Origin of the sequence: Stenotrophomonas indicatrix, assembly GCA_041545745.1 — a bacterium.
GTDB lineage: Bacteria > Pseudomonadota > Gammaproteobacteria > Xanthomonadales > Xanthomonadaceae > Stenotrophomonas > Stenotrophomonas indicatrix_A.
In genome coordinates, this window is sequence record CP168152.1 from 3,657,694 (window position 1) to 3,682,782 (window position 25,089).

General features: G+C 66.4%; 22 protein-coding genes. 9 read left to right on the forward strand and 13 right to left on the reverse strand.

Annotated features, from left to right (window positions below; all coding sequences use genetic code 11):
- Positions 1–3: 3 nt before the first annotated feature.
- Both ACEF39_RS16685 and ACEF39_RS16690 read right to left on the reverse strand, forming a co-directional pair.
- Positions 4–456, reverse strand: a complete 453-nt coding sequence (locus ACEF39_RS16685; RefSeq protein WP_500288039.1) for a DUF2946 family protein — start codon at positions 454–456, stop codon at positions 4–6.
- A gap of 610 nt (positions 457–1,066) precedes the next feature.
- Positions 1,067–2,050 carry a LysR family transcriptional regulator gene (locus ACEF39_RS16690; RefSeq protein WP_500285863.1) on the reverse strand — a complete coding sequence of 328 codons (984 nt, stop codon included), beginning with the start codon at positions 2,048–2,050 and terminating at the stop codon, positions 1,067–1,069.
- Positions 2,051–2,258: 208 nt separating this feature from the next.
- Between ACEF39_RS16690 and cysK the strand changes: the two genes are divergently transcribed.
- Both cysK and ACEF39_RS16700 read left to right on the forward strand, forming a co-directional pair.
- Positions 2,259–3,218 (forward strand): cysteine synthase A, encoded by a 960-nt coding sequence (gene cysK, locus ACEF39_RS16695; protein ID WP_500285864.1) that lies wholly within the window; start codon positions 2,259–2,261, stop codon positions 3,216–3,218.
- 323 nt (positions 3,219–3,541) lie between these two features.
- Positions 3,542–4,138, forward strand: a complete 597-nt coding sequence (locus ACEF39_RS16700; protein WP_500285865.1) for an O-acetyl-ADP-ribose deacetylase — start codon at positions 3,542–3,544, stop codon at positions 4,136–4,138.
- Positions 4,139–4,212: 74 nt separating this feature from the next.
- On the opposite strand, the gene ACEF39_RS16705 is transcribed toward ACEF39_RS16700, so the two are convergent.
- The 8 genes from ACEF39_RS16705 to gap form a co-directional block, all read right to left on the reverse strand.
- Positions 4,213–5,325, reverse strand: a complete 1,113-nt coding sequence (locus ACEF39_RS16705; RefSeq protein WP_500285866.1) for a copper resistance CopC family protein — start codon at positions 5,323–5,325, stop codon at positions 4,213–4,215.
- Positions 5,326–5,459: 134 nt separating this feature from the next.
- Positions 5,460–6,464: a class I fructose-bisphosphate aldolase gene (locus ACEF39_RS16710; RefSeq protein ID WP_500285867.1), complete on the reverse strand. Its 1,005-nt coding sequence runs from the start codon at positions 6,462–6,464 to the stop codon at positions 5,460–5,462.
- A 199-nt stretch (positions 6,465–6,663) separates the two neighbouring features.
- Positions 6,664–8,130 (reverse strand): pyruvate kinase, encoded by a 1,467-nt coding sequence (gene pyk, locus ACEF39_RS16715; protein ID WP_089236630.1) that lies wholly within the window; start codon positions 8,128–8,130, stop codon positions 6,664–6,666.
- 181 nt (positions 8,131–8,311) lie between these two features.
- Complete coding sequence (locus tag ACEF39_RS16720; protein WP_500285868.1) at positions 8,312–8,980, reverse strand: HAD hydrolase-like protein; 669 nt, start codon at positions 8,978–8,980, stop codon at positions 8,312–8,314.
- Entirely contained in the window at positions 8,977–10,152 is a 1,176-nt protein-coding gene (locus ACEF39_RS16725; RefSeq protein WP_500285869.1) for a phosphoglycerate kinase, read from the reverse strand. The genes ACEF39_RS16720 and ACEF39_RS16725 overlap by 4 nt, the downstream gene beginning before the upstream one ends.
- A gap of 641 nt (positions 10,153–10,793) precedes the next feature.
- On the reverse strand, positions 10,794–12,170 hold the full coding sequence (locus ACEF39_RS16730) for a DUF3999 domain-containing protein (RefSeq protein WP_500285870.1): 1,377 nt from the start codon (positions 12,168–12,170) through the stop codon (positions 10,794–10,796).
- Complete coding sequence (locus ACEF39_RS16735; RefSeq protein ID WP_500285871.1) at positions 12,167–14,851, reverse strand: DUF2339 domain-containing protein; 2,685 nt, start codon at positions 14,849–14,851, stop codon at positions 12,167–12,169. The genes ACEF39_RS16730 and ACEF39_RS16735 overlap by 4 nt, the downstream gene beginning before the upstream one ends.
- Before the next feature lie 127 nt (positions 14,852–14,978).
- A complete protein-coding gene (gene gap / locus ACEF39_RS16740; protein ID WP_025874252.1) occupies positions 14,979–15,983 on the reverse strand; it encodes a type I glyceraldehyde-3-phosphate dehydrogenase in 1,005 nt (334 codons plus the stop codon).
- 193 nt (positions 15,984–16,176) lie between these two features.
- On the opposite strand from gap, the gene ACEF39_RS16745 reads away from it, so the two are divergent.
- The 3 genes from ACEF39_RS16745 (at position 16,177) to ACEF39_RS16755 (ending at position 19,002) form a co-directional block, all read left to right on the forward strand.
- Positions 16,177–16,806 carry an OmpW/AlkL family protein gene (locus tag ACEF39_RS16745; protein ID WP_500285872.1) on the forward strand — a complete coding sequence of 210 codons (630 nt, stop codon included), beginning with the start codon at positions 16,177–16,179 and terminating at the stop codon, positions 16,804–16,806.
- Between the two features lie 566 nt (positions 16,807–17,372).
- Positions 17,373–18,191, forward strand: coding sequence for a S1/P1 nuclease (locus ACEF39_RS16750; protein ID WP_500285873.1), 819 nt, complete (start codon positions 17,373–17,375; stop codon positions 18,189–18,191).
- Positions 18,192–18,201: 10 nt separating this feature from the next.
- On the forward strand, positions 18,202–19,002 hold the full coding sequence (locus ACEF39_RS16755; protein WP_500285874.1) for an MBL fold metallo-hydrolase: 801 nt from the start codon (positions 18,202–18,204) through the stop codon (positions 19,000–19,002).
- 41 nt (positions 19,003–19,043) lie between these two features.
- Here ACEF39_RS16755 and ACEF39_RS16760 read toward each other — a convergent pair whose 3' ends face one another.
- From ACEF39_RS16760 to ACEF39_RS16770, 3 genes are read right to left on the reverse strand one after another with little or no spacing between them, the layout of a single operon-like run.
- Entirely contained in the window at positions 19,044–19,604 is a 561-nt protein-coding gene (locus ACEF39_RS16760) for a hypothetical protein (protein WP_500285875.1), read from the reverse strand.
- Positions 19,604–20,818 (reverse strand): M56 family metallopeptidase, encoded by a 1,215-nt coding sequence (locus ACEF39_RS16765; RefSeq protein ID WP_500285876.1) that lies wholly within the window; start codon positions 20,816–20,818, stop codon positions 19,604–19,606. The genes ACEF39_RS16760 and ACEF39_RS16765 overlap by 1 nt, the downstream gene beginning before the upstream one ends.
- A complete protein-coding gene (locus ACEF39_RS16770) occupies positions 20,811–21,176 on the reverse strand; it encodes a BlaI/MecI/CopY family transcriptional regulator (RefSeq protein ID WP_500285877.1) in 366 nt (121 codons plus the stop codon). The genes ACEF39_RS16765 and ACEF39_RS16770 overlap by 8 nt, the downstream gene beginning before the upstream one ends.
- A gap of 117 nt (positions 21,177–21,293) precedes the next feature.
- Between ACEF39_RS16770 and ACEF39_RS16775 the strand changes: the two genes are divergently transcribed.
- The 4 genes from ACEF39_RS16775 (at position 21,294) to ybiA (ending at position 25,058) form a co-directional block, all read left to right on the forward strand.
- Positions 21,294–21,851 carry a flavin reductase family protein gene (locus tag ACEF39_RS16775; protein WP_500285878.1) on the forward strand — a complete coding sequence of 186 codons (558 nt, stop codon included), beginning with the start codon at positions 21,294–21,296 and terminating at the stop codon, positions 21,849–21,851.
- A gap of 33 nt (positions 21,852–21,884) precedes the next feature.
- Entirely contained in the window at positions 21,885–23,837 is a 1,953-nt protein-coding gene (locus ACEF39_RS16780) for an acetyl-CoA hydrolase/transferase C-terminal domain-containing protein (RefSeq protein WP_500285879.1), read from the forward strand.
- Between the two features lie 98 nt (positions 23,838–23,935).
- Positions 23,936–24,409, forward strand: coding sequence for a hypothetical protein (locus ACEF39_RS16785; protein WP_500285880.1), 474 nt, complete (start codon positions 23,936–23,938; stop codon positions 24,407–24,409).
- 100 nt (positions 24,410–24,509) lie between these two features.
- Positions 24,510–25,058 (forward strand): riboflavin biosynthesis intermediates N-glycosidase, encoded by a 549-nt coding sequence (ybiA, locus tag ACEF39_RS16790; RefSeq protein ID WP_500285881.1) that lies wholly within the window; start codon positions 24,510–24,512, stop codon positions 25,056–25,058.
- Positions 25,059–25,089: the final 31 nt, after the last annotated feature.

Here is a 25,089-nt window from a genome sequence, read left to right on the forward strand (position 1 = left end):
AAATCAGCGGACGGTGGAGATCAACGGCGGGCCACGCGCGGCGTGTGCCGGCCAGTGCAGCAGCGGCAGGCGCAGCTGTGACCATGGGAACACCAGCTTCGGCCGCCACAGCAGGGGCAGCAGCAGCACCAGCACTGCCAGCCACGGCAGCAGGCGCATGGCCAGCACGCAGTACTCGCAGGCCTCGCCATGCATGGCGTGCGGATCAGCGGGCGGGGTCGGATCCCTTTGCCCCGGCAAAGAGCTCTGACCCTCAGCCATATCGCCGTGATGCATATGAGCATGGTCCATGCCGCCATGCATTGTGGATGGGGTCAGAGCCCTTCCCTGTGGTGAAGGGATCTGACCCTGAGGCGCCTGCAGCGCGCGGCTGACCAGCGGCGCGAGCACCATCAGCAGCGTCGCCATGAAGGCAAGCTGGAGCAGGGTTCGATGCAGGCGGAAGGCACGGATCACCGCGCTAGTGTAGAGGTGCCCCCCGGGAGCGCCGTGCGACGAACCGTCGCAGGAGGGGGTTATCGGCAGGGCTGCGCCCTGCACCCGCAGAGGCAACAGCAACGGCAACGGCCGAAGCAACAACAGAAGCTGGCTTCCTGTGGGATGGCGGGGTGGGTCCGGTTGCGGGGGACGCCGTAAATACGTCCCTGTAGGCTTGGCCGCGGCATCCATGCCGCGGACACCCCCGCAACCGGACCCACCCCGCCTTCGACAGATTTCCGCGATCTGTTGGAATGGCTCTTGGGGTCAGATCCGTTTTCCTACGGAAAACGGATCTGACCCAGATTGATTTCGATATCTGAAAGAGATTCATCCACGCATGGCGTGGATCTACCGTGTCGACCAAGGTCGACACCTACCAACAGCCATCGGAATCTGTCAGAGGCGGGGCGGTGTCGGAGTGCGGGGTGTCCGCGGCATGGATGCCGCGGCCAAGCCTACAGGGACGTACTTGCGGCGTCCCCGCGCTCCGACACCGCCCCGCCACCCCACGGAATACCCGCTGCTGCTGTTGCCGTTGCTCCGGCCCGTAGCAGGTGCAGGGCTGCAAGCCCTGCTCGACCACCCCTCACACCGTGATCGTCTGCGTCAGCGATTCCCAGGTCGGCGGCACCGGCCAGGACGCGGCCTGGTTGCCGTCCAGCACCCGCCGCAGATCGCGCGGATCGATCTGCGGGGCCAACACATGCACCAGCTCCAACGCATAGTCACGCAGTACACGATCGCGCGGCAGTACCGCCCAGGCGATGCACTCGGTGATCGGTTCCGGTGCCGGCCAGACCCGCAGGTCTTCATCGTTGGCGCTGATCGCCATCTCGGCCAGCAGTCCCACACCCAGGCCCGTGCGCACATAGGTCTTGATCAGGTCCGCATCCAGCGCCGTCAGCGCCAGATCGGGCACGAGGCTCTGCGCGGCAAAGGCGCGCTGCAGGGAGGAGTTGGGCCGGGTCGAGGATTCGTAACTGATCAGCGGCTGGCGTGACAATGCCGCCAGGTCCGGTGCGCGCCCGGCGCGGTCCAGCGGATGGCCCTTGGGTACCACCACCAGCCGCCGCCAGCGGAACAGCGGCACGGCAATGCCGTCGCTGGGTTCGCTGCCAGCGGTACTGATGATCGCGATGTCGGCATCGCCCTGGTTCAGCCGGTCCAGCGCATCGGCCTCACCGGCCTGCTGCAGGTGCACGCTGACCTGCGGATAGGCCTGCTTGATGCGCGCCACGGCCGGCGGCAGTACAAAGCGCGCCTGGGTGTGGGTGGTGGTCAGGATCAGCTGGCCCTGGCTCTCGCGACGCTGGTTGGCCGCGTAGGTGCGGATGTTGTTGGCTTCGGACAGTACTGCGCGGGCGCGGCTGATCACTTCGGTGCCGGCCGGCGTGACCGACTCCAGGCTGCGTCCCTTGCGTACGAACAGCAGGAAGCCCAGTTCGTCCTCCAGCTGCTTGAGCTGCTTGGACAGGCCGGGCTGGGTGGCATGCACCCGCGAGGCGGCGAGCGTGATGTTCAGCTCGGCGTCGGCGATGGCAACCAGGTAGCGCAGCTGGGTCAGCGTCATGGCAGGCGGGCGATGTGGGGGCGGAGGTCCACTCTAGGGTCAATTGCCGTCACCAGCTTATAACCAAAGGTTGTTTAAGAAAGGTATCTGGTCATTTCCGGGCGTCATATGCCGGCGCTACGGTCAGCCGGCAGCCGCTGGCCTGAACAGCCAGCCTTCTTCCCTTATGCCCGCCGAGCCCGGCGCGGCCTGTTCCTGGAGCGCTCCCATGGCCCTGTACGACTCCATCCTCGACACCATCGGCAACACCCCCATCGTCAAGCTGCAGCGCCTGGCGCCGCAGGACGTGACCGTGTACGCCAAGGTTGAATCCTTCAATCCGGGGGGCTCGGTGAAGGATCGCCTGGCGCTGGCGATCATCCTCGATGCAGAACAGCGTGGCCTGCTCAAGCCGGGCGACACCATCGTCGAAGCCACCTCGGGCAACACCGGCGTCGCCCTGGCCATGGTGGCCGCCGCACGCGGCTACAAGTTCGTGGCGACGATGGTCGAGACCTTCTCGGTGGAACGCCGCAAGCTGATGCGCTCCTATGGCGCGAAGGTCATCCTGACCCCGGCCGCCGAGCGCGGCAGCGGCATGGTGCGCAGGGCGCGCGAACTGGCCGAGGAGCACGGCTGGTTCCTGGCCAGCCAGTTCGCCAACCCGGCCAACCCGGCCTACCACCGCAACACCACCGCCGCAGAGATCCTGCGTGATTTCGCCGGCAAGCGCCTGGACTACTTCGTCAGCGGCTGGGGCACCGGCGGCACGCTGACCGGCGTCGGCGAGGTGCTGAAGGTCGCACGCCCCGACACCCGCATCATCGCCACCGAACCGGCGGGTGCGGCGCTGCTGAAGGGCGATGACTGGAAGCCGCACAAGATCCAGGGCTGGACCCCGGACTTCGTGCCCGATGTGCTCAACCGCAATGTGGTGGACGAGCTGGTGACGGTGGAAGATGACCGCGCGATCGCCACCGCCCGCCGGCTGGCCGCGGAGGAAGGCATCTTCGTCGGCATCTCGGCCGGTGCCACCGTGGCCAGCGCGCTGGACGTGGCAGATCGCGCTGAACCGGGCGCGGTGATCCTGGCAATGCTGCCGGACACCGGTGAACGCTACTTCTCCACGCCACTGTTTGCCGACGTCAATGAAGGTTCCGACGACGACTGGCTGGCCGGTCTGCCCTGATCGCCGCGTTGTCGATGACAGCAGGATGACGCCCACCCTCGCGGTGGGCGTTTCCATTTGGGTGATCCTGACTGGGCATTGCCGTTGCAAGCGGACCGTTTTCTCCCAAGAAATCAAAAGCAATCCACTTCAGGAACTTTCGTTTCGCCCCCGTGCGGCGCTCGCTTCAGCCTGCGTGAAGGCGCTGCCGGCCATCGTGCATGAACAGCGCGGATCGCAGTGCGTGAGACGGTCATGACGCAGCATCGATGCCCTGTCCCGCAAGATGCGGGTGCAGCCAGCGTGGGCACGGCGCGCAACAACTACAGGCAGGAGACGGACGCATGAAGATCGAAGTGTGGCAGGGCGACATCACGGCCCTGGCGGTGGATGCGATCGTCAACGCGGCCAATGAATCACTGCTCGGTGGCGGCGGTGTCGACGGCGCGATCCATCGTGCAGCCGGCCCCGGCCTGCTGGCCGAGTGCGAGCGTCTGCCGGAGCTGCGCCCCGGCGTGCGCTGCTCGACCGGTGAGGTGCGGGCTACCGCTGCGTATGCGCTTCCGGCACGGTATGTACTGCACACCGCCGGCCCGGTCTGGCACGACGGCCAGCGCGACGAACCGGCGCTGCTGGCGAACTGCTACTGGAAGTCGCTGCAGCTGGCCGAATCGCTGAACCTGCAGTCGATCGCGTTTCCGGCCATCAGCTGTGGCGTGTATGGCTATCCGCTGTACCAGGCGGCGCAGATCGCTGTCACCGAAACACTGGCCTGGCAACGCAGCCACGCCCAGCCGATGCGGATCGTGCTGGTGGCGTTCAACACGGCGACCGCCAAGGCCTACCAGCAGGCGCTGTCGGCCGCAGGCCAGGTCGCCGACAGCGGACGCGGGTCGCTGCTGTCACCACTGGGCGATACCGGATTCGTGCCGGCGCATTGAAACAATGCGGGACGTGGAAGAAAAGAAGGCCGGGCATTGCCCGGCCTTTTCGTTTACATCCGTCGCGACAAGCGTCAGTTCGTCACTTCGGCGGCAGCGTCGGCCGCCGCCGTAGCAGCAGCCGATGCCGCAGCGGAAGCAGCGCCGTCAATCTGCACGCGTACTTCCACCATGCCCGCTTCATCGCTCAGGCTGGACACGTCCACGGTGTAGTGGCCGGCCGGCAGCGATTCTTCCAGGCGTGCGTTGGTGCCATTGCCACCATCGTCATCGACCAGTTCCACGTCGCCGCCGACCACGCGCAGCACCGTATCCACCTGGCTGGAAATCGCATCCAGGCGCACATCGGCCGGACGCGGCAGGCTCAGCAGGAAGCGGCGACGCCCTTCGCCATCGAGCATGGCGAACACACTGCCGGCATTCGGCAGGGTGGTGCCATCACGCATGACCATGTTGGTCGGCAGCTCGGTGCGCTTGGCAGTCAGCTTGAAGGCGCCGGTACCGTCTTCGCCCAGGCTGCGCACGCGCAGGGTGTACTTGCCCGGTTCCAGCGGCATGCCGATGCGCGAATTGGTGCCGTCGGCGCCGTCGTCGTTTTCCGACTGTGCGCCGTTGCCGTCCAGCTTCAGCACGGTATCGAACGCATCCGACTCCAGGCGGATCTCGTACATGCCGGCCTTGTCCACCTGCAGGGTGTAATCCTGCGACTTGGAGACCAGCAGGTCGACGATCTCGCCTTCAGCCACCATCGGCTTGCCGTCATACGGCACCAGCTTCTCGGCGCGCAGGCGGTACGGGCCGAAGGCGGAGGGGCCGTCGGCATTGATGGCCACCTGGTAGCTGCCGGTGCCGTTGGCGCGGAATGCCAGCGAGACGTCGTCGCCGCGCTCATAGCCCGAGCTGCTGCTGGCCACCAGCACGCCATTGTTGAACACGGCAATCGAGCCGCGCAGCGCACCGGTCAACTTGATGCCGACCAGTTGCTTGTCGTCCAGCTTCAACTGGTACAGCTGATGGTGGCTGCCATCGTTGAAATTGACGCCGCTGCGCGAGGTGATTTCGCCCGATACCGGCTTGTCCAACTCCAGCGAGGGGGCCTTGCCCACGTCCGTGCTGCCGCCCATCCGGTTGCAGCCGCCGACAGCCAGCACCGTGGCAACGGCCAGCGTGATTGCGGTAATACGCATGTTTTTCTCCTTGGCCTTCCATGTATGCCCCACGCACTGGCCTGGCGTGCGGGAGGCGGCAACGATACCGGCAAAAGCAAACGCCGGCGTGATGCCGGCGCTGCCTTGTTCACTTCATGCTGCGAAACGGCGGATCAGCCGTTCCACTTGCCCAGGGCGGCCTGGCCGTTTTCCTTGGCGCGCTCGTAGACGGTCTTCTGCGCGGCGGCGTAGTTTCCCTTCATGTCCTTGGCCCACAGCTTCAGTGCCGCCTGCTGCATGGCACGGCCATAGGAGAAGCTCAGCGGCCACGGCAGGTGGCCCATCTGGTTCATGGCATTGAGGTGGGCGGTGGACTGCTCATCGCCCTGGCCGCCGGACAGGAACACCACGCCCGGCAGGATCGCCGGCACGGTGCTCTTCAGGCACATCACGGTGGACTCGGCCACTTCCTCGACGTCGGCCTGCTCGTCGCAGCCCTTGCCGGAGATGACCATCGAGGCCTTCAGGATGGTGCCTTCCAGCAGCACGTTCTGCTGGTACAGCGCGTCGAACAGCGAGCGCAGGGTGGCTTCGGTGACTTCGTAGCAGGTCTCGATGTCGTGCTCGCCGTCCATGATCACTTCCGGCTCGACCATCGGCACCAGGCCGCATTCCTGGCACAGCGCGGCATAGCGGGCCAGCGCATGCGCGTTGGACTCGATGCAGGTGCCCGACGGAATGCTCTCGCCGATGTTGATGACCGCACGCCACTTGGCGAAACGCGCGCCCAGCTTGTAGTACTCCTGCAGGCGCTCGCGCAGGCCGTCCAGGCCTTCGGTGACCAGCTCGCCCGGGCAGCCGGCCAGCGGGTGCGCACCCTTGTCCACCTTGATGCCCGGAATCATGCCGTGGTCGGACATGTACTTGGCGAACGGCACGCCGTCCTTGGTCGACTGGCGGATGGTCTCGTCGTACAGGATGGCGCCGGAAATGTGCTCGTTGAGCTTCGGCGTGGTCAGCAGCAGTTCGCGGTAGGCGCGACGGTTCTCTTCGGTGTTCTCGATGCCGACGCTGGCAAAGCGCTTGGCGATGGTACCGGTGGATTCGTCGATCGCGATGATGCCCTTGCCCGGGGCAACCATGGCCTGGGCGGTTTCAGCCAGCTGTTCGATGCTCATGTACTTCCTGTGGCGGGTGCGGGAAAAACGTAAGTATAGCCCCGACGCCCCGTTACCTCGACGTGGAGGCCAGGGTGGAAACGATTCCACGTCCGCACGGGACAGGAAATGTCCTGCACGGCATGGGGTCAGAGCCCCTTCGGGGATCTGCCCCCGGGGTCGGATCCGCGCAGCGGCTCCGACCCGGTGTGGTCAGCTCTTACAGGTCGCCGAGGCCGCTGGCGCGGCCGTCATCGCCCACTTCCAGCAGGCGCAGGGTATTGGTCGCGCCGTGGGTTTCCATGTGCTCACCGCTGGTGAACACCACACGGTCGCCGGCCTGCAGCATGCCGCCTTCCACCAGCAGGCGGATGCTGCCGCGTGCGGCTTCGCGCGGGGTGAAGCCACGGCTGTCGAAGTTGATCGGGAACACATCGCGCATCAGCGCCATCTGCCGGCGGGCGCCGTCGTGGCGGGTAACCGCGAACACCGGTGCCGAGGCGCGGAAACGCGACAGGTAGCGCGCGGTGCCACCGGATTCGGTCATCGCCACGATCGCGCGCACGCCCACGTGCTGGGACAGGAACATGGTGGCCATGGCAATGGCCTGGTCGGCACGTTCCAGGTTGCGCGGCGAGGCGCCGAAGTCGGTCTCGGTCTGGAACTGGCGCTCGGCGCCCAGGCAGATGCGTGCCATCGCTTCGACCGCCTTGACCGGATACGCACCGGCGGCGGTTTCGGCCGACAGCATCACCGCATCGGTACCGTCGATGACCGAGTTGGCCACGTCCAGCACTTCGGCGCGGGTCGGGATCGGGCTTTCGACCATCGACTGCAGCATCTGCGTGGCGGTGATCACCACCTTGTTCTGCGCCAGCGAGGCCTTGATGATCTTCTTCTGCAGGCCCGGCAGCTCGGCATCGCCGATTTCCACGCCCAGGTCGCCACGCGCCACCATCACCACGTCACTGGCATCGACGATCTCTTCCAGGTTCTCGATGGCTTCGGTGCGCTCGATCTTGGACACCAGTGCGGCGTAGCAGCCATGCGATTCGGCGATCTCGCGCGCATCGTTCATATCCTGCGCATTGCGGCAGAACGACACGGCGATGAAGTCCACGCCGATCTTGGCGACGATGCCGATCAGTTCCTTGTCGCGCTCGGTCAGCGCGCCCAGCGACAGGCCACCGCCCTGCTTGTTCAGGCCCTTGCGATCGGACAACGGACCATCATTGAGCACGGTGTTGATGATGCGCTCGCCCTGCACTTCCACCACCTGCAGCTGCATCAGGCCGTCGTCAAGCAGCAGCACGTCACCGGCGGTCACGTCCTGCGGCAGGCCGAGGTAGCTCACGCCCACCTGGGTAGCATCGCCGGGGCCGGCATTGGTGCTGGCGATCAGGTCGAAACGGTCGCCTGCCTTGAGATGCACCTTGCCTTCGGCGAAGCGCTCGATGCGGATCTTCGGGCCCGGCAGGTCGGCCAGGATGCCCACTTCCACGCCCACACGCTGCGCGGCTGCGCGCACATCGGCGGCACGCTTGGCCTGGCCGGACGGGTCACCGTGGCTGAAGTTGAGGCGCACCACGTTGACGCCGGCGCGGAACAGATCCTCCAGCACGCCCGGCGGATCGGTAGCCGGACCGAGGGTGGCAAGGATCTTGGTGCGACGCTGACGCTCGAACATGATGGATGGGCCTCTCCCGTTAAAGGACGGAAATTAGCACATCCTTCACGTCCCATGTATACGGTTACAGCCTTGTGCTGCCTGACTCTGCGGGACATCGCACGGACATGTTCCGGACATACGCCGGTCGATGGCAGCGGAAACGCCGCCGGGCAAGGCCCGGCGCGCGGCGCCGTCTACCTCAGGCCAGCAATGCCAGCAGCTGCGCAGGGTCACGGGCCAACTGCCCTGCACCGGCCTCGGTCAGCTCCTGTTCGCCGCCAAAGCCCCACAGCACGCCCACGCTGCGCAGGCCGTGGTGACGGGCGCCTTCGATGTCCATGCGGCGGTCGCCGATCATCCAGCAGCGTTCCGGCGCCAACTGCAGGCGATGCAGCGCCTCGCCCACCAGTTGCGGCTTGCTGCTGCGCGAGCCATCGGGCGTTGAACCGATCACGTCCTCGAACAGGTCACCGAACGGCAGATGCTCGACGATGCGGCAGGCATGCGGCTCGTTCTTGGCGGTGACCACGGCCAAACGGTGACCCCGTTCGTGCAGCGCGCGCACCACCGCTTCGATGTCCGGATAGATCGTGTGCTCGCGCCAGCCTTCCACGTCGAAGCGCTCGCGATAGAAGGCCACGGCCTGCTCCACTCGTTCGGCATCGCCGAACAGCGGCGCGAACGTGGTGCGCAGCGACGGACCGATCCAGCCCAGCAGCGTTTCCTGCGAAGGCACCGGGTGATCCATCTTCTGCAGCGCATAGGCGATGCAGGTGGTGATGCCCACTTCCGAATCGATCAGCGTGCCGTCCATGTCGAAGAAGAGCGTTGCACGCTCTTCTCCATCCATCCGCGGATCGACGCTCATGCGCCGCGCGCGGCCAGGGCGGCTACCGCCGGCAGGGTCTTGCCTTCCAGGAATTCCAGGAACGCGCCGCCACCGGTGGAGATGTAGCTGACCTGCTGGGCGATATCGAACTTGTCGACCGCGGCCAGGGTATCGCCACCACCGGCGATGGAGAACGCCGGCGAGCTGGCGATGGCACGGGCCAGCGCTTCGGTGCCCTTGCTGAAGGCTTCGAACTCGAACACGCCCACCGGACCGTTCCAGACCACGGTGCCGGCCTTCTGGATCAGCTGCGCGTACTGCGCGGCGGTCTGCGGGCCGATGTCCAGGATCAGATCATCCTCGGCCACCGCATCGACGGCCTTCACTTCGGCAACCGCGTCGGGCAGGAACTGCTTGGCGGTGACCACGTCCACCGGCAGCGGGATGTCCGCACCGCGCGCCTTGGCGTCGGCCACGATCTTCCTGGCGGTATCCAGCAGGTCCGGCTCGTACAGCGACTTGCCGACCTTGTATCCGGCGGCAGCGATGAAGGTATTGGCGATGCCGCCACCGACGATCAGCTGGTCGACCTTGCCGACCAGGTTGGCCAGCAGTTCCAGCTTGGTGCTGACCTTGCTGCCGGCGACGATGGCCAGCAGCGGCTTGGCCGGTGCATCCAGTGCCAGTGCCAGCGCATCCAGCTCGGCCATCAGCAGCGGGCCACCTGCCGCGACCGGGGCGAAACGGATCACGCCATGGGTGGACGCCTGTGCACGGTGCGCGGTACCGAACGCATCCATCACGAACACATCGCAGAGGGCGGCGTACTTCTTCGACAGGGTTTCATCGTCCTTGCCCTCGCCGACGTTCATGCGGCAGTTTTCCAGCAGCACCAGCTGGCCCGGCTGCACGTCGACGCCGTCGACCCAGTCACGCACCAGCGGCACTTCGCGGCCCAGCAGCACCGACAGGCGCTGTGCAACCGGCGCCAGCGAATCGGCTTCGCTCCACACGCCTTCCTTGGGGCGGCCCAGGTGCGAGGTGACCATCACCGCAGCGCCCTGCTCCAGCGCGCGCTTGAGCGTCGGCAGGGAAGCGGTGATGCGCTGTTCGGAGGTGATGCGGCCATTCTCGATCGGCACGTTCAGATCCTGGCGGATCAGCACGCGCTTGCCGGAGAGGTCGAGGTCGGTCATGCGGACGATGGACATGGGCAACTCTTTGGCTCTGGAGATGGGATGCCGGATTGCGGCAGACGGTCATTGTATCGGGTGCGGCTGGCGGCCGCGCCGCTGCCTGCGGCAGGCTTCGAAGCAACGGCAACGGCAACAGCAACAGCAACGGCCGAAGCGCTGGCGCTTCGTGGTGCTGTGGGTGGGCCGGGGCGGTGTGGGCCCGCGGGGGACGCCGTGAATCCATCCCTGGAGGCTCGGGCGCGCCATCCATGGCGCTTACGCCCCCGCGAGCCCACACCACCCCGGCCTCGACAGGTTCATGAGGCGGAGCGGATGGCAAAGGCGGAAGCAAGAGCGTTTTCTGGTGTCGGATGAAGGAAGAAGGGGTCGGATCCGTTTTCCTGCGGAAAACGGATCCGACCCCGACGGCCGTCGAGCGAAGCGAGCGCTTCTGCTCTTGCTCTTCTTTTTTCTCTTCCGTGGGTGGACGCACACGGAAACTGTCAGGGGCCGGGCGGGTGGGCTGGGCAGGGGTGTCAGCCGCATGGATGCGGCTGCCAAGCCTCCAGGGACGGATTCACGGCGTCCCCTGCCCAGCCCACCCGCCCGGCCAAGCGCTGCTTTTGCTCTACGCAACCAACCGACCACCCACGAGGGGCTGCGCCGTTCGCCGCAAACTACGCCGAAGGCGACGGCTTCTGCTTCAGCAGGCTCAACGCCAGCCCACCGACAACCAGCACGCCCAGCCCGAGCAACGCCCACAGCAGCCACGCCTTCCAGTCGTGCTGCGGCTTCAGCGCCGCATCACCGGCCAGCGTCTCCGGACTGCCCTCCAAGCGTGCCAGCGTCGGCTGCCACGACGGATCATTGCGCTGGCGCAGTTCCTCGATCAGCACCGTGATCGGTGCCTCTGCGCGGCGCGCGGTCGTACTGCCCACGGCCAACGCGTAGGGCGCCGCGCCCTGGCTGAGGAACACCATCACTTCCGGTTGATAGCCCAGGCGCAGGGTCGGGGCGCTGGCGGTCTCCACCGGGCTCGCTACCAGCTTCCAGTAGCGGTCGCGGTACATGCCGCCCAACGGCTGTGCCGCCGATTGCTGGCGCTGGCCCGGGGCCCCCTGCTGCAGCTGATAGGCAATCCAGGGCGCGCTGCGGCGCTGCCATTCGGCGGCAGCGTCATCGCGACTGAACAAGGTCCACTGCACCAGGCTGTTGTCGGTGCTGGCCACGTCGGCGCGGGTCACCGGGAATCGGCCATCCAGTTCAAAGGTGAACTCGCCCTTGCCCTGCGCGGTCGGTGTCAGCGACAGCCACTCCCACGGCACCGTTGCCGGCGCCGGTGGCAGTTCCGCCAGGACGCTGCGCAGCTCCGGCAGGCGCGCCTCGCCCTGCGGCAGGATCCGCAGGTAGCGCACGTTGCTGTCGACCTGCAGGCGGCGCTGCAGCAGGCGCTTGCCCGCGCGCTGCAGGTCCACCAGGGGTAAATCGCGGGCGATCGACTGCCAGCGCTGCAGATCATCGCTGGCATCAAGCTGCACCTGCGCCTGCAGCGGCTGGCTGCTTTCGGCCCAGTCCAGCACCAGCGCTGCCAACGGTTGCTGGCCGAGCACGCCGGCATCGATCAACCAACCACCCTGCCCGTTCGCTACCGCACCACCACCGAGGCGAGCTTCGACCCGGCGCACACGGCCGTCGGTATCGCGCTCGGTCAGCAGTTGCAGGTCGTTGCGCTGGGCCTCGGCCAGCGGCGGCAGCGAGAACCACGGCAGCTCGCGCTGCACCGGCGGCTGCGCCAACGGCTGGTCGGGCGCCAGCAGCGCCGACGGCAATGCCTGGCCGGCGGCGTTGAACACCTGCAGGTCGCCCAGGTCGGCTGTGCCTGCACGGCGATAGATCGCCGGCTCCAGCACCACCCGGTAGGCACCGGACTGCGCGCTGGACAGGCTCAGCGGCCATTGTTCGGCGTACTGCGCGCGGTAGTCCGTGGCCTGCGCGGCAACCGCACCGGCCACGCCGAACAGGACCGGCAGCAACGCTCGGCTCCACTTCCTCATTGGTTTTCCTCCACGGTTGGCGGCGCGCTCGGCGGCGCGGGCGCCAGGTAGCCCACCACGGTGCACAGCAGGCCGTAGGCAATGAACGATGCGATTCCCAGCAGGTTACCCAGGTGCTGCCGATCAATCAGCACCAGCTTGGCCAGCACCACGGCCATCAACACGGCACCGACCATCCACAGCACACGCTGGCCGCGACGTGAGCCCCACACCCAGGCGATCACGCCCAGTACGCTCCACAACACGGTCAGGCTGGTCTGGGCCAGGCTGAAGCGGGCCATCGTCGGATCCCAGGCAACCCCGCCCCAGTGATGCACGCCATGCAGCACCGTGCTGGTCAACGCGATGAAACCGGCCACGGCCAGCACCGGCACACGCAACCGCTGCAGCGGCGCCGGGCCCTGCGCGTCATACAGCCAGCGCGCGATCAGCAACAGGCTGACCCACTGCGCCAGTTCGGCAGGATTGAGCAGCGGCAGCCACGGCAACGGCGTGGCGTCACCTGCCAGGGTCAGGCCGAACAACCAGGCCAACGCCAGCACCGCGAAAATCACGCTCTGCAGCGGCAGGCGCACCGGATCAAACGCAGCACCCAGCGGCCAGCGCAGCACGTTCCAGCGCCACAGCGACAGTGCCGCCAGCAGCAACCACGGCAGGGTCACCAGCAGCGCGGTCCAGCCCTGCGCCAGGCGCGCGTCGCCGCCGCCCCACAAGGCCAGCAACGAAAGCAGTGACGGCCACAACAGCCACCACAGGAACTGCGCGATACGGGCCACGCCGCCACTGCCCTGACGCAGGCACAGCAGGCTGCGCACGCCGAGTACGGCGAACACTGCCCACGCCAATGCGCCGTAGCCTGCAAACGGCTGCTGGTGTGCATCGCTCTGCAGCAACGCCAACGGGAAGCCCGCTGCCAGCATCACCAGCGCGGTCACGCCCAGCGCACGTGCCGGCAGGCGACGCTGCACTTCCGACACCAACCAGGCGGTGACGGCGGCCAGCACCAACACCGCGTCGGCCTGCACCGAATGCTGGAAGAAGCGGCCGATTTCATGCACCAGACCACCCAACCACCACAACAAGCCCCACAGGTAGTACGCCAGGGCGATGTCATGGCGCTGCCTGCGCTGGTAGCTCCATGCCGCCGCGAAACCCGCCACGGCCAGCAGCAGTGCGCCGATCGCGGTCGGATTGAGCAGGAAGCGCTGGTCTTGGTGCCAATGGTCGGCACCCACCACAAACGCGAATGCGGCGGCGAGCTGCAGCAGCGCACCGGTCACCTGCGGCAACCAGCGCTTCTGGCGCAACCCCAGCCACGCCAGACCGGCACCTTCCAGCGCGAATACCGCGCCGGTGGCACGCGCCGAGAATGCCAACGGCACCGCCAGCGTCGCAAAGCCCACCGCCAGTACCGCATGCGACTGCGCCAGCACCGTGTACGACGCGCGCGCGATCAGCGCCCGTGCCAGCAGCGCATAGATCGCGGCCAGGCCCAGCGCACACAGGGCCAGCGTCATCGGTTGTTCGTGCAGCATGCCGGCCTGCAGCGAGAAGGCGATCAGCGGCGTACCGAACACCAGGCTGCCGTCAACCAGATCGCGACGCCCAGCCGGCTGCCGGCGCGCATACAACAGCGGAATCAGCAGGTAGAAGGCGAAGAACAGCAGCAGGAACGGTTCGGTGCTGGCGAACTTGGCCGCGTCGTACTGCAGCACGCCCCAGAACGTGCCGATGCCGAAGGTGAACGCGAAACCGAGCAGGTTCAGCACACGCCACGGGCGATACCAGGCGATGACGAAAATGCCCGCGTTGAGCACGGCGTAGTAGCTGAACAGCCCGACGTGGTTGCCGCTGCCGGTGGACAGCCACAGCGGCGCCATGAAGCCTGCAAGGATGCCCAGCACGGCCAACGTACGCGAGTTCTGCACGACCGCCAGCACGCACAACCCTGCCACCAGCGCGATCGAGCTGGCAAAAGCGAAACCGGGCGCGAGCAGATCGAAACGCTTGAAGGCTGCGAAGATGGTCAGCAGCAGCACGCCGATGGCGCCACCCTGAAGGGCCAGCGCGAACATCCGCCGGCGCTCGCGCTGGTGCCAGCCGAAGGCCAGCAGGCCCAGCGCACCGACGGTGATGCCCGCCAGCCGCAGCTCGACCGGCACCACCAGCCAGCCCTGGTCGCTGACGTACTTGAGCAGCGCAGCAACGCCGGCCAACAGCACCAGCATGCCGATCTTCACCGGCACGTTGCCCTGGGTGAACCAGTGTTTGACCGCGCCAATCGCGCGCTCGACCAGGTTCGGCAGGGCCGGTTCTGCCGGCAGCGGCGGCAATGTCGGCTCCGGTGGCAACGGCGGTGGCGGCAGCGGACGCGCGGGCGGGGACGGCGGCGGCAGCTCCTCGCGGGCGGCGACCGGCGCTGATGCCGGGGTTGCCGTGGGCCGCAGGAACGAGGGTTCGCTGCTGGGCTCGCGTGTTGCCGCAGGCGCGCGCGGCGGCTCGGCTACTGCCGAGGGCGCACGGCCTGGCGCCTCTGCCGGAGTGGGCGCGACCTGCACGGTCTGTGCGGCCTCCAGCGCGGCGACCCGCCGGCGCAGGCCGGCAATCATCACCAGCGCCACCACCAGCAGCAGCGGTATCGCCAGCAGGACCAGTACTGCCAGGACCAAAAGTGCTTCCATTCCTCGCCTTCCAATGCGATCCCGCGCCACGATGGCGGCGGTCGACGGGCCCATGCTACGTCAGGCCGGGCCCCTTAAACGACGAACCCCGGCCAGGCCGGGGTTCGCGCGACGATCTTCGCAGGCCTTACTTGGCTGCGACGACCTTGGCCATTTCCAGGCACTTGTTGGAGTAGCCCCACTCGTTGTCGTACCACGACACCAGCTTGACGAAGGTGCCGTCCAGGGCGATGCCGGCGTCGGCATCGAACACCGAGGTGTGGGTTTCACCGCGGAAATCGGTGGCCACCACCTTGTCCTCGGTGTAGCCCAGGATGCCCTTCAGCGCGCCTTCGCTCTGTGCCTTCACTTCGGCGCAGATCTCGGCGTAGGTGGCTTCCTTTTCCAGTTCGACGGTCAGATCGACCACCGACACGTCCGAGGTCGGCACGCGGAAGCTCATGCCGGTCAGCTTCTTGTTCAGTTCCGGAATGACCACCCCGACGGCCTTGGCCGCACCGGTGGAGGACGGAATGATGTTCTCCAGAATGCCACGGCCGCCGCGCCAGTCCTTGTTGGACGGGCCATCGACGGTCTTCTGGGTGGCGGTGGCCGCATGCACGGTGGTCATCAGGCCGCGCTTGATGCCCCACTTGTCATTGATGACCTTGGCCAGCGGCGCCAGGCAGTTGGTGGTGCACGAGGCGTTGGAGATGATCGCCTGGCCAGCGTAGGTCTTGTCGTTCACGCCGAACACGAACATCGGCGTGTCGTCCTTCGACGGTGCCGACAGGATGACCTTCTTGGCACCGGCATCGATGTGCTTCTGCGCGCTGACCTTGTCCAGGAACAGGCCGGTGGCTTCGAGCACGACGTCGACGCCGACTTCGTCCCACTTCAGGTTGGACGGATCGCGTTCCTGGGTCAGGCGGATCTTCTTGCCGTTGACCAGCAGATCCTTGCCATCGACGGCTACGTCGGCCTTGAAACGGCCGTGCACGGAGTCGTACTTGAGCATGTAGGCCAGGTAATCCGGCTCCAGCAGATCGTTGATGGCCACGATTTCGATGTCGTCGCCGAAGTTCAGCACCGCCGAGCGCAGGACGTTACGCCCGATGCGACCGAAACCGTTGATACCAACCTTGATTGCCATGTTCTCAAGCTCCTGCAGCCGCGACAGGTGCGGCGGGGTGGATAGGGCCCACAAGTCTAGCAGGCCGGCCTTGACCACCGCCGGCCAAGCCCGCCGCCGGGAGGGAGGCCGGACAGGATTTGATCCGGATCAAAGCGTTAGCGCCGCGTGAGGCCGACACTGGCCACATCCACCCAGCAACGAGATCACCCCCATGCGCAAGACCTCCCCCCTGATCGTGGCCAGCCTGGCCGCCGCCCTGTCGCTGGCCGCCGCCCCGGCCATGGCCCAGTCCAAGGGCGACTGGACCCTTTCCGCCGGCGTGCACCAGGTCGCCCCGAAGTCGAACAACGGCTGGCTGGCCGGTGGCACCCTGAAGGTCGACGTCGACAACGACGTCAAGCCGACCATCACCGGTGAGTATTTCATCGCCGACAACCTGGGCATCGAAGTGCTGGCGGCGCTGCCGTTCAAGCACGACATCAACATCAATGGCCTGGGCCGCGTGGGCAGCACCAAGCAGCTGCCGCCGGTGGTCACCCTGCAGTACCACTTCAACAGCAAGGGCAAGGTGTCGCCGTTCGTGGGCGCCGGCCTGAACTACACCACCTTCTTCAGCGAAGACACCACCGGTGCGCTGGCAGGCAGCAAGCTGAAGCTGCAGGATTCGTGGGGCCTGGCCGCCCATGCGGGCATCGATTTCGCGATTGGCGAGAAGGGCGCACTGCGCGTGGACATGCGCTGGATCGACATCGACAGCAAGGTGAAGCTGGATGGCGAGAAGATCGGCACGGTCAACGTCGACCCGCTGGTCTACGGCGCGTCCTACGTCTTCAAGTTCTAAGGGGTTGATTGGCGGGGGCTGCGCCCCCGCTCCCCCGCTACAGGCAAAACCCTCGCAGCATGTTGCCCCGGTATGTGTGTGCCGGGGCTTTTTTGTTTGCGCGACGGGCGAAGGTACCGGTGTGGGCCGAGGCAGGGGGAGGGGCCGGGACACGCCGTAAACCCATCCCTGGGGGCTCGATGGCGCCATCCATGGCGCCAACGGTCCCGTCCCCTCCCCCTGCCGCGCCCTTCCATTTTCCGCGCGCGCGCAAGCGCAAGCAGAAGCCGGCTCCCGCATGGCGCAGTTGCCATCGGCCGGATGCGATTGCGCGCCGCAGGATGTGATCCTGCATTTGACTCTGATTCTGCTTTTGACGTTTGCATCCGCCAGCGCGGCCATGTTGGATGGTGGCTGCAGGGGCAGGCACTGCGGGACCGTCCGCGGCATGCATGCCGCGGCCGAGCCTACAGGGACGTACTTGCGGCGTGTCCCGCAGCGCCTGCCCCTGCAGCCAGCTGCCCAGCGAACAGGAACGCGCCGCTTTCCATCAACCACCCATCTCCCCCGCTGGCTAGAATGAGCGGATGAAAGCACTGCACTCCCTGTTCCTCGCCGCCGCCCTCGCGCCGGCCCTGCTGTCCGTCGCCGCCCCCGCCCATGCCTGGGGCGCACAAGGCCACCGCCTGGTCGCCGAAGTCGCCGACAGCCGCCTCAACCCGACCGCACGCACCGAGGTCGATCGCCTGCTGGCCACCGAACCCGGCGCCACCCTGGCCAGCATCGCGCCATGGGCCGACCAGCTGCGCGCCAAGGACCCCGGCCTCGGCCGTCGCTCGGCCGGCTGGCACTACGTCAACATCGCCGAAGATGGCTGCCACTACGAGGCGCCGAAGCACTGCAAGAGCGGCAACTGCATCGTCGAAGCGCTGAAGGCGCAGAGCGCGATCCTCGGCGACCGCAGCCTGACCGATGGCGAGCGCCTGCAGGCGCTGAAGTTCGTCGTGCACCTGGTCGGCGACATCCATCAGCCGATGCACGCCGGCTACGGCCATGACAAGGGCGGCAACGATTTCCAGCTGCAGTTCGGCAACCGCGGTACCAACCTGCACTCGCTGTGGGACAGCGGCATGCTCAATACCCGCAAGGTCGACGATGCCGGCTACCTGCCGGTGCTGCGCGCGCTGCCGGCGCCGAAGCTGGCACGCCAGTCCAACCCGCAGCGCGACCCGGTCAGCTGGGCCGAAGCCAGCTGCCGCATTTCCGTACAACCTGGCGTTTACCCTGCCTCGCGTAAGATCGGTGACGACTACACCACGCGCTACCTGCCTGTGGCCGAAGCGCAGCTGCGACTGGCGGGTGAAAACCTGGCGCAGTTGCTGAACCGCGTGCTCGCCACACGCTGAGGAGTTTCCGATGTCGGTCCAGGTGCAATCGTTCTTCCACCGTGACAGCAATACCTTCAGCTACCTGGTCAGCGACCCGGCCAGCGGCGAGGCAGCGCTGATCGACCCGGTACTGGATTACGACCCGGATACCGACGCCAGCAGCGAATCGCCGGTGCGCGCGATGCTCGATGCCATCGCGCAACAGCAGCTGCACGTGCGCTGGCTGCTGGAAACCCACGCCCATGCCGACCACGTGTCGGCGGGGCGGCGGCTCAAGCAACGATTCCCGCAGGCGACGTTGGCCATCGGCGAAGGCATCCGCGCGGTGCAGGCCACGTTCGCACCGCGCTATGGCCTGCAGCTGCCCGATGAACATGCGGTCTTCGATCACCTGTTCGCAGACGGCGAGACCTTCGCACTGGGTAAGTTGCAGGGGCGCATCATCGCCGTACCCGGCCACACCAGCGACAGCATCGCCTACCTGATCGACGACGCTGTCTTCACCGGCGATTCTCTGTTCATGCCCGATGGCGGCACCGCGCGCTGCGATTTCCCCGGCGGCGATGCCGCGCAGCTGTACCGCTCGATCCAGCGTCTGCTTGCCCTGCCCGACGCCACCCGCGTGTTCGTCTGCCACGACTACGGCCCGGGCGGACGCGATTTCGCCAACGAAACCACCATTGGCGAACAGCGCGCGCACAACATTCACGTGCATGAGGGCGTGGCCGAAGCCGAGTTCGTCAGCGTGCGGCAGGCGCGTGATGCGACGCTGGCAGAGCCAACGCTGATGCAGCCGGCGGTGAAGGCGAACATCCAAGGCGGAGCGTAGGGGCCGCACGGTCGCTTCATCGCGGCGGGAATGACGCGGCGTCATTTTCCCTGCGTGCGCACCACATGCTGACCCTTCACGATCTCGAAGGTAAAGGCATACAGCAGACTCACCGGCACTGGCTCAACGCGCTCGGCGCCTTCGCAGTCGCCACGGTCGCTCGGCACTTTGCCGGGGGCGAAGTGGCAGACCGCGGCCGGCGAATACTTCCACATCGCCACCGCCTCCTGCGCAGCCTGCAACAGCGGCGCGTTCTCGCTCGCCGCGCCTGCCGCGCATTCGCTGCGGTCGACCAGCGCCAGGCTTCGCTCGACAGCACCTTCGGCATCGATCACCACCTGCAGGCAGATCGTGGTCGGCGCCAGCTCGGTTCGCGGGTCACGATCACCGATCTGCGGATCCGGCGCTGCATACAACTGCGGCATCCGATAGCCTTCGGTTGCACCCAGCGTGTACGCCTGCACCTGGCCGCTGCCACCTTTCCCTTCCGCCTGCAGACGTTGATGGCCGACGCTTTCATTGCGGGTATCGACGGTAGTCAGCCGTTCCTGGGTCGCGCAGCCCGCCAACATCCCCGCTGCCATCAGCAGTGCGAAGCGCATCACCTGGTGGTCTCCGTTACTTCATCGTTCTCATCCATGGCGAAGGTGATCGGAATGCGTACGGCGCCCGCCACCGGCTTGCCATTCTTCAACGCCGGGCGGTAGGTCCAGCTTCGCGCTGCTGCAATCGACACCGCTTCGAACACGCCCGGATTGGTGGCGCTCACTACACGCACATCGCTGACAGCACCGTGCGCATCAACGTCGACCCGGAGCACCACCCCGCCTGTCTGGCTCTGTTCGAACGCGCTCTTCGGGTAGCTCGGCGGGGGCATCTTGTCGACTTGGATCTCGCGATCCATGACAGCCGCCACTGGGCCGACCGCCATTGCGCCACTCTGGCTCGCCCACGCCACCGCTCCCATCCCCAGGCACAACCCAACCACCAGCACCTGACCCGACACCCACGGCAATGCCTTCCGCTTGGACTGCTTCAACATGGCGATACGCTCCTTCAACACAGGTTGGCTGCGCCAGTGGCAGACCGCTGGCGCAACCGGGTGGACCAGCTGCGCCTTCAGCAGCGTGCTGGCGTACAGGCCGCGCAGCGCGGGCTGCGGGGCAATGGTGCGGGCATCGCAGGCCAGTTCCTGGTCACGCAGGAAACGACGTGCGGCCCAGGGCAGCAGCGGGTGGAACCAGAACACCGCGCGCATCAGCAGCAGCAGGCCGTTGGCCCAGTGATCGCCATTGCGACGATGGCTGCGCTCATGTTGCAGGATCAGGCGCTGCTCCTGCGCGGTGAACTGCTGGTCGAAATCCGGGCCGACCACGATGCGTGGCCGGCACAGGCCCACCAGTGCCGGCAGCCCGGGATCAGCGCTGGCCTGCCAGCTGCCATCGGCACGTGGCCGCAGGCCGCCCATGCCACGTTCGAAGCGGCGCTGTGCACGCAGGTCGCGCAACAGGCAGGTGCCTGTGCCCAGCGCCCACACCAGCAGCAGCACCAAAGGCCATTGCAGCGACGCCGTTGGCAGGCTGTCCACGGCTTCCGGCACGACCTTCAGCGGCAAGGTCGGCACATGCTGCAATAGCGCGACCTGTGGCAGGGGAATCAACAGCGTGACCAACAGCAGCGGCAGCAGCCACCAGCTGCGATACACCACTCCAGCGCCGCCCAGCCGCAACAGCAGCGGCCGCACCGTCGCCAGCAGGATTACACCCAGCGCCAGCCACAGGCTGGCACGCCACAATCCGTCGAGCAGCTCATTCATCGTCCAGCTCCTGGATCAGCTTCTTCAGTTCGGCGATGTCCTGTGCGCTGAGCTGGCCGCGCTCGCTGAAATGCGCCACCAGCGGCGCCACACGGCCTTCAAACACACGACCAATGAAGTCCTGGCTCTGCGTCTCGACCCATGCCTGGCGCTGCAGCAGCGGCCGGTACAGATAGCGCCGGCCGTCGCGCTCGGCGGCGAGCGCGCCCTTGGTCAGCAGCCGGTTGAGCAGGGTCTTGATGGTCGGCTCGGCCCAGTCGCGGTGGGCCAGAGCGGCCACGACCTCATCGGCGGTACGCGGTGCCTGCTGCCACAGCACCTCCATCACTACGGCCTCGGCTTCGCTGATAGGCGTCATGGTTTACATCCGTAATCGACAATTCGATTACGCGCGTAATCGATTTGGCTGTCAACCCCTCGACCGGCAATTCATCGCAACTGCGCCAGCATGGGGGCTTCCACCGCAGGTACCGGCATGAAACCCTTGCGCAAACGTGATTTCCCGGTCGAGCAGGCCCGGCGCTTCCTCGAGCCCGGCCCCATCGTGCTGGTCAGCACCGCCTGGCGTGGCCAGCGCAACCTGATGACGATGGGCTGGCACATGGTGATGGGCTTCTCGCCCTCGCTGGTGGCCACCTACCTGTGGAACGAGAACCACAGCTTCGGCCTGGCCCGTGGCAGCGGCGAGTGCGTGATCAACGTGCCGGGGGTCGAACTGCTGGACACCGTGGTCGACATCGGCAACTGCAGCGGCCGCGACGTGGACAAGTTCGAACGGTTCGGCCTGGAGGCGGTGCCGGCGCGGGACGTGGGGGCACCGCTGGTGGGCCAGTGCCATTCCAGTTTCGAGTGCCGCCTGCATGACGACAGCCAGGTCGAATCGAGCAACCTGTTCATCTGGGAAATCGTGCGCGCCCATGTTGCGCCTCGCCCAAAGCTGCCACGGACCGTGCACTATCGCGGCGATGGCCGGTTCATGGTGGCCGGTGCCGAAGTCTCGCGTCGACGGCGGTTCAAGCCCGACATGCTGTAATGCCAGCACTCCCCCCAAGCAGGACCGCCCCGGATGACCGAACACCTCACCGACCTCGACGCCGCCGTTGACTGGCTGTTTGCGCGCGTGGATGGGCCGCTGCGGATCGGTGCGCCGCTGGCGCTGGGTAAACCACACCGCCTGCTCAACGCCCTGTATGCGCGCGTCGAACAGGACCCGTCGCGGCCGCTGCAGCTGTATACCGCGCTGTCACTAAACCCGCCGCAGGCAAAGGGAGATGGGCTGGAAGCACGCTTCATGGCGCCGTTCGCGGCCCGCCATTTCGGTGAAGACTTCCCGCGCCTGGCCTATGCCGACGCAATCGCGCGCGATGCATTGCCAGCGCATGTGCAGGTAGAAGAGTTCTACATGCAGTCCGGTGCCCTGCTCGGCTCGCGGCAGGCGCAGTCCAGCTACACCAGCCTCAACTATACCCACGCTGCCGATGCGGTCGCCCAGCGCGCACCGCAGGTGATCGTGCAGAAAGTAGCGATGCGCCCGGACGACCGGCGCCTTTCGCTGTCGTGCAACAACGACATCACCCAGGACACGCTGGACGCGATGACGGCACGTGGCCTGCCGCGCCCGCTGCTGGTCGCCGAGATCGATCCGCAGCTGCCGTATCTGGGCGGCACGGCCACGGTCGACGTGTCCTTCTTCGATCTGGTCATCACCCCGCCCCCACCGTATCCGGCATTGTTCGGGCTGCCACGGCAGCCGGTGGCCGACGCCGACTACGCCATCGGCCTGTATGCCAGCACCCTGGTGCGCGACGGCGGCACGCTGCAGATCGGCATCGGCACCCTGGCCGATGCACTCAGCCATGCACTGGTACTGCGCCACACCGACAACGCGCGCTACCGGCGCGTGTTGGACGCGCTGGACCCGCAACTGGCCAGCCATCCGCTGGTGCAGGAGATCGGCGGGCTGGAGCCGTTCGAGATCGGCCTGTACGGCTGCAGCGAAATGCTCAACGAGGGCTTCCGCCGCCTGGTGCAGACCGGCGTGATCAAGCGCAAGGTGCATGATGACCTGGCGCTGATGCAGCGCATCGAGAACGGCAGCACGCTGTCGATCGACCACGCCACACTGGCCGCCGAAGGCGAATACCTGCACGGCGCGTTCTATCTGGGCTCATCCGAATTCTACGAATGGCTGCGCACCCTGCCCGAGGACGAATGCGGGGCGATCGGCATGCGCCGCATCAGCGAGATCAACCAGCTGTACGGCGGCAACGAAATACTGGAACGCCTGCAGCGCCGGCACGCACGCTTCTTCAATTCCTGCATGATGGCCACCGCACTGGGCGCAGCGGTGTCCGATGCACTGGAAGACGGACGCGTGGTCTCTGGTGTGGGCGGCCAATACAACTTCGTGGCGATGGCACATGCGCTGCCCGAAGCGCGCAGTGTGTTGATGTTCCGCGCCGCCCGCGATGATCGTGGCCAGCGCGACTCCAATGTGCGCTGGAACTACGGTCACACGACCATTCCGCGCCACCTGCGTGACATCTATCTCAACGAGTACGGCATCGCCGATGTGCGCGGCCTGACCGACGACGACTGCGTGCACGCGATGGCGGCAATTACCGAAGCGCCGTTCCAGGGCGCGCTGCTGCAGCAGGCCTTCGCGGCGCGCAAGGTGGCAGCAGCGGCACAACCCGATGCGCAGCGGCAGCTGCGCAATACACCGCAGGCACTGGCGGCGGCGCTGGCGCCGTTCCGCAACGATGGCACCCTGCCCGACTACCCGTTGGGCAGCGACTTCACCGAGATCGAACAGGTGCTGGTGAAGGCACTGGGCTGGCTGAAGGCGAACACGCAGACGCGCGGCAGCAAGCTGCGTACCGTGTGGGACGCGCTGTGGCAGCCTGCAGGTGATGGTGACGCGGTGTATCTGCAGCGGATGGAACTGCAGTCGCCCAAGGACTTCGGCGAACGGCTCAATGCACGGTTGTTGAGGCTAGCCCTGGCGCGTACCGCGTAGTTGCATCGCCGATAGCAGGACTGCGCTGGCGGGCCGGCTTGGCATTGGCTCGCCATTCCTGTATCACGATCGCTCGATCATTTTCCCGATTACGTCTCATGCGCCACCGCATTACAGCCATCCACCACAGAGCGTGCTTCTCAAGCAGCAGTTGCGCCTGGTTGGCTATCAACGATGTGCCGATCGAGCTGTGGCTGGCCCAGCATCTGGACCATCCCGACCTCGAAGTGCATGGTCTTTCACTGATGTGGTTGATCGACGAGGATGAGGATGCGCTGGCCAATCGGCGCATCATCCCTGCCGCGAATGGAACCTCCACCCTGGTGCCGCTGCTGGTGTGTAGTGACGACATGGATTTCGCCTGTTCTACGCTGATGACCGAGCAGGTGATCGAGGGCGATGTCGTGCGCTGGCAGCGGTTCGGTCGCAGTGAAACCGGGGGCCTGGAAGTCGGCGCCTCCACGTGCTGGTATCCAGACAGCAAACCAGTGAGCTTTGCACTTGCCGACTTCAACCAGGCCTTGAGTGAGCATCAAAGGCTCATCAAGGAATCCATCGGCAGCCAAGGCTGAGCCAAGGAACAACCTAGCACTGACCTGGAACAGCTCCACCGGAGGGCCCCAGGAAAGTGAGCACCAAGGCGTCTGCGTGTTCATGCGCTACGCTGTGCGGATGAACGACGATTCCCGTTTCCTGCATGACCTGCAACGCCGCCAAGCCGATGGCGAGCACCTGCGTTATCTGTGCTTCTGGGGCCACCAGCCGCCGCGCATGGGGGTGGCGGCGTCATGTTTCAGCCAGTGGTACGACGCAGGTTTCAACATCGACGGCGTGCACTACCCCACTGCCGAGCACTTCATGATGGCCGGCAAAGCGCGACTGTTTGGTGCCACCGACATCCTCGAACAGGTTCTCGCCAGCCGCACGCCTGACAAGGTGAAAGCGCTGGGCCGGAAGATCGACGGCTTCGACGAGGCTCTATGGGCGCAGGCGCGCTACGCCCTGGTGGTCGAAGGCAATCGGGCCAAGTTCTCGCAGAATGCGGCGCTGGGCGATTTCCTGCGCGCCACGGCAGACCAGGTTCTGGTGGAAGCCAGTCCGGTGGATTTTATCTGGGGAATCGGCCTGGCCAAGGATCACGCCGACGCACACAACCCGGCGCAGTGGCGCGGATTGAATCTTTTGGGGTTTGCGCTGATGGAAGTGCGGGACGCGATGTAACGCCTATCCACGCATGGCGTGGATCTACTGG

Coding starts and splice junctions, on each gene's coding strand:
- ACEF39_RS16705 (WP_500285866.1), bottom strand. CDS start 5,325: ATGCGTATTACCGCAATCACGCTGGCCGTTGCCACGGTGCTGGCTGTC.
- cysK (WP_500285864.1), top strand. CDS start 2,259: ATGGCCCTGTACGACTCCATCCTCGACACCATCGGCAACACCCCCATC.
- gap (WP_025874252.1), bottom strand. CDS start 15,983: ATGGCAATCAAGGTTGGTATCAACGGTTTCGGTCGCATCGGGCGTAAC.
- ACEF39_RS16725 (WP_500285869.1), bottom strand. CDS start 10,152: ATGTCCATCGTCCGCATGACCGACCTCGACCTCTCCGGCAAGCGCGTG.
- ACEF39_RS16735 (WP_500285871.1), bottom strand. CDS start 14,851: ATGGAAGCACTTTTGGTCCTGGCAGTACTGGTCCTGCTGGCGATACCG.
- ACEF39_RS16720 (WP_500285868.1), bottom strand. CDS start 8,980: ATGAGCGTCGATCCGCGGATGGATGGAGAAGAGCGTGCAACGCTCTTC.
- ACEF39_RS16785 (WP_500285880.1), top strand. CDS start 23,936: ATGCGCCACCGCATTACAGCCATCCACCACAGAGCGTGCTTCTCAAGC.
- ACEF39_RS16745 (WP_500285872.1), top strand. CDS start 16,177: ATGCGCAAGACCTCCCCCCTGATCGTGGCCAGCCTGGCCGCCGCCCTG.
- ACEF39_RS16770 (WP_500285877.1), bottom strand. CDS start 21,176: ATGACGCCTATCAGCGAAGCCGAGGCCGTAGTGATGGAGGTGCTGTGG.
- ACEF39_RS16700 (WP_500285865.1), top strand. CDS start 3,542: ATGAAGATCGAAGTGTGGCAGGGCGACATCACGGCCCTGGCGGTGGAT.
- pyk (WP_089236630.1), bottom strand. CDS start 8,130: ATGTTCGAGCGTCAGCGTCGCACCAAGATCCTTGCCACCCTCGGTCCG.
- ACEF39_RS16775 (WP_500285878.1), top strand. CDS start 21,294: ATGAAACCCTTGCGCAAACGTGATTTCCCGGTCGAGCAGGCCCGGCGC.
- ACEF39_RS16780 (WP_500285879.1), top strand. CDS start 21,885: ATGACCGAACACCTCACCGACCTCGACGCCGCCGTTGACTGGCTGTTT.
- ACEF39_RS16690 (WP_500285863.1), bottom strand. CDS start 2,050: ATGACGCTGACCCAGCTGCGCTACCTGGTTGCCATCGCCGACGCCGAG.
- ACEF39_RS16760 (WP_500285875.1), bottom strand. CDS start 19,604: ATGCGCTTCGCACTGCTGATGGCAGCGGGGATGTTGGCGGGCTGCGCG.
- ACEF39_RS16755 (WP_500285874.1), top strand. CDS start 18,202: ATGTCGGTCCAGGTGCAATCGTTCTTCCACCGTGACAGCAATACCTTC.
- ACEF39_RS16750 (WP_500285873.1), top strand. CDS start 17,373: ATGAAAGCACTGCACTCCCTGTTCCTCGCCGCCGCCCTCGCGCCGGCC.
- ACEF39_RS16730 (WP_500285870.1), bottom strand. CDS start 12,170: ATGAGGAAGTGGAGCCGAGCGTTGCTGCCGGTCCTGTTCGGCGTGGCC.
- ACEF39_RS16765 (WP_500285876.1), bottom strand. CDS start 20,818: ATGAATGAGCTGCTCGACGGATTGTGGCGTGCCAGCCTGTGGCTGGCG.
- ybiA (WP_500285881.1), top strand. CDS start 24,510: ATGAACGACGATTCCCGTTTCCTGCATGACCTGCAACGCCGCCAAGCC.
- ACEF39_RS16710 (WP_500285867.1), bottom strand. CDS start 6,464: ATGAGCATCGAACAGCTGGCTGAAACCGCCCAGGCCATGGTTGCCCCG.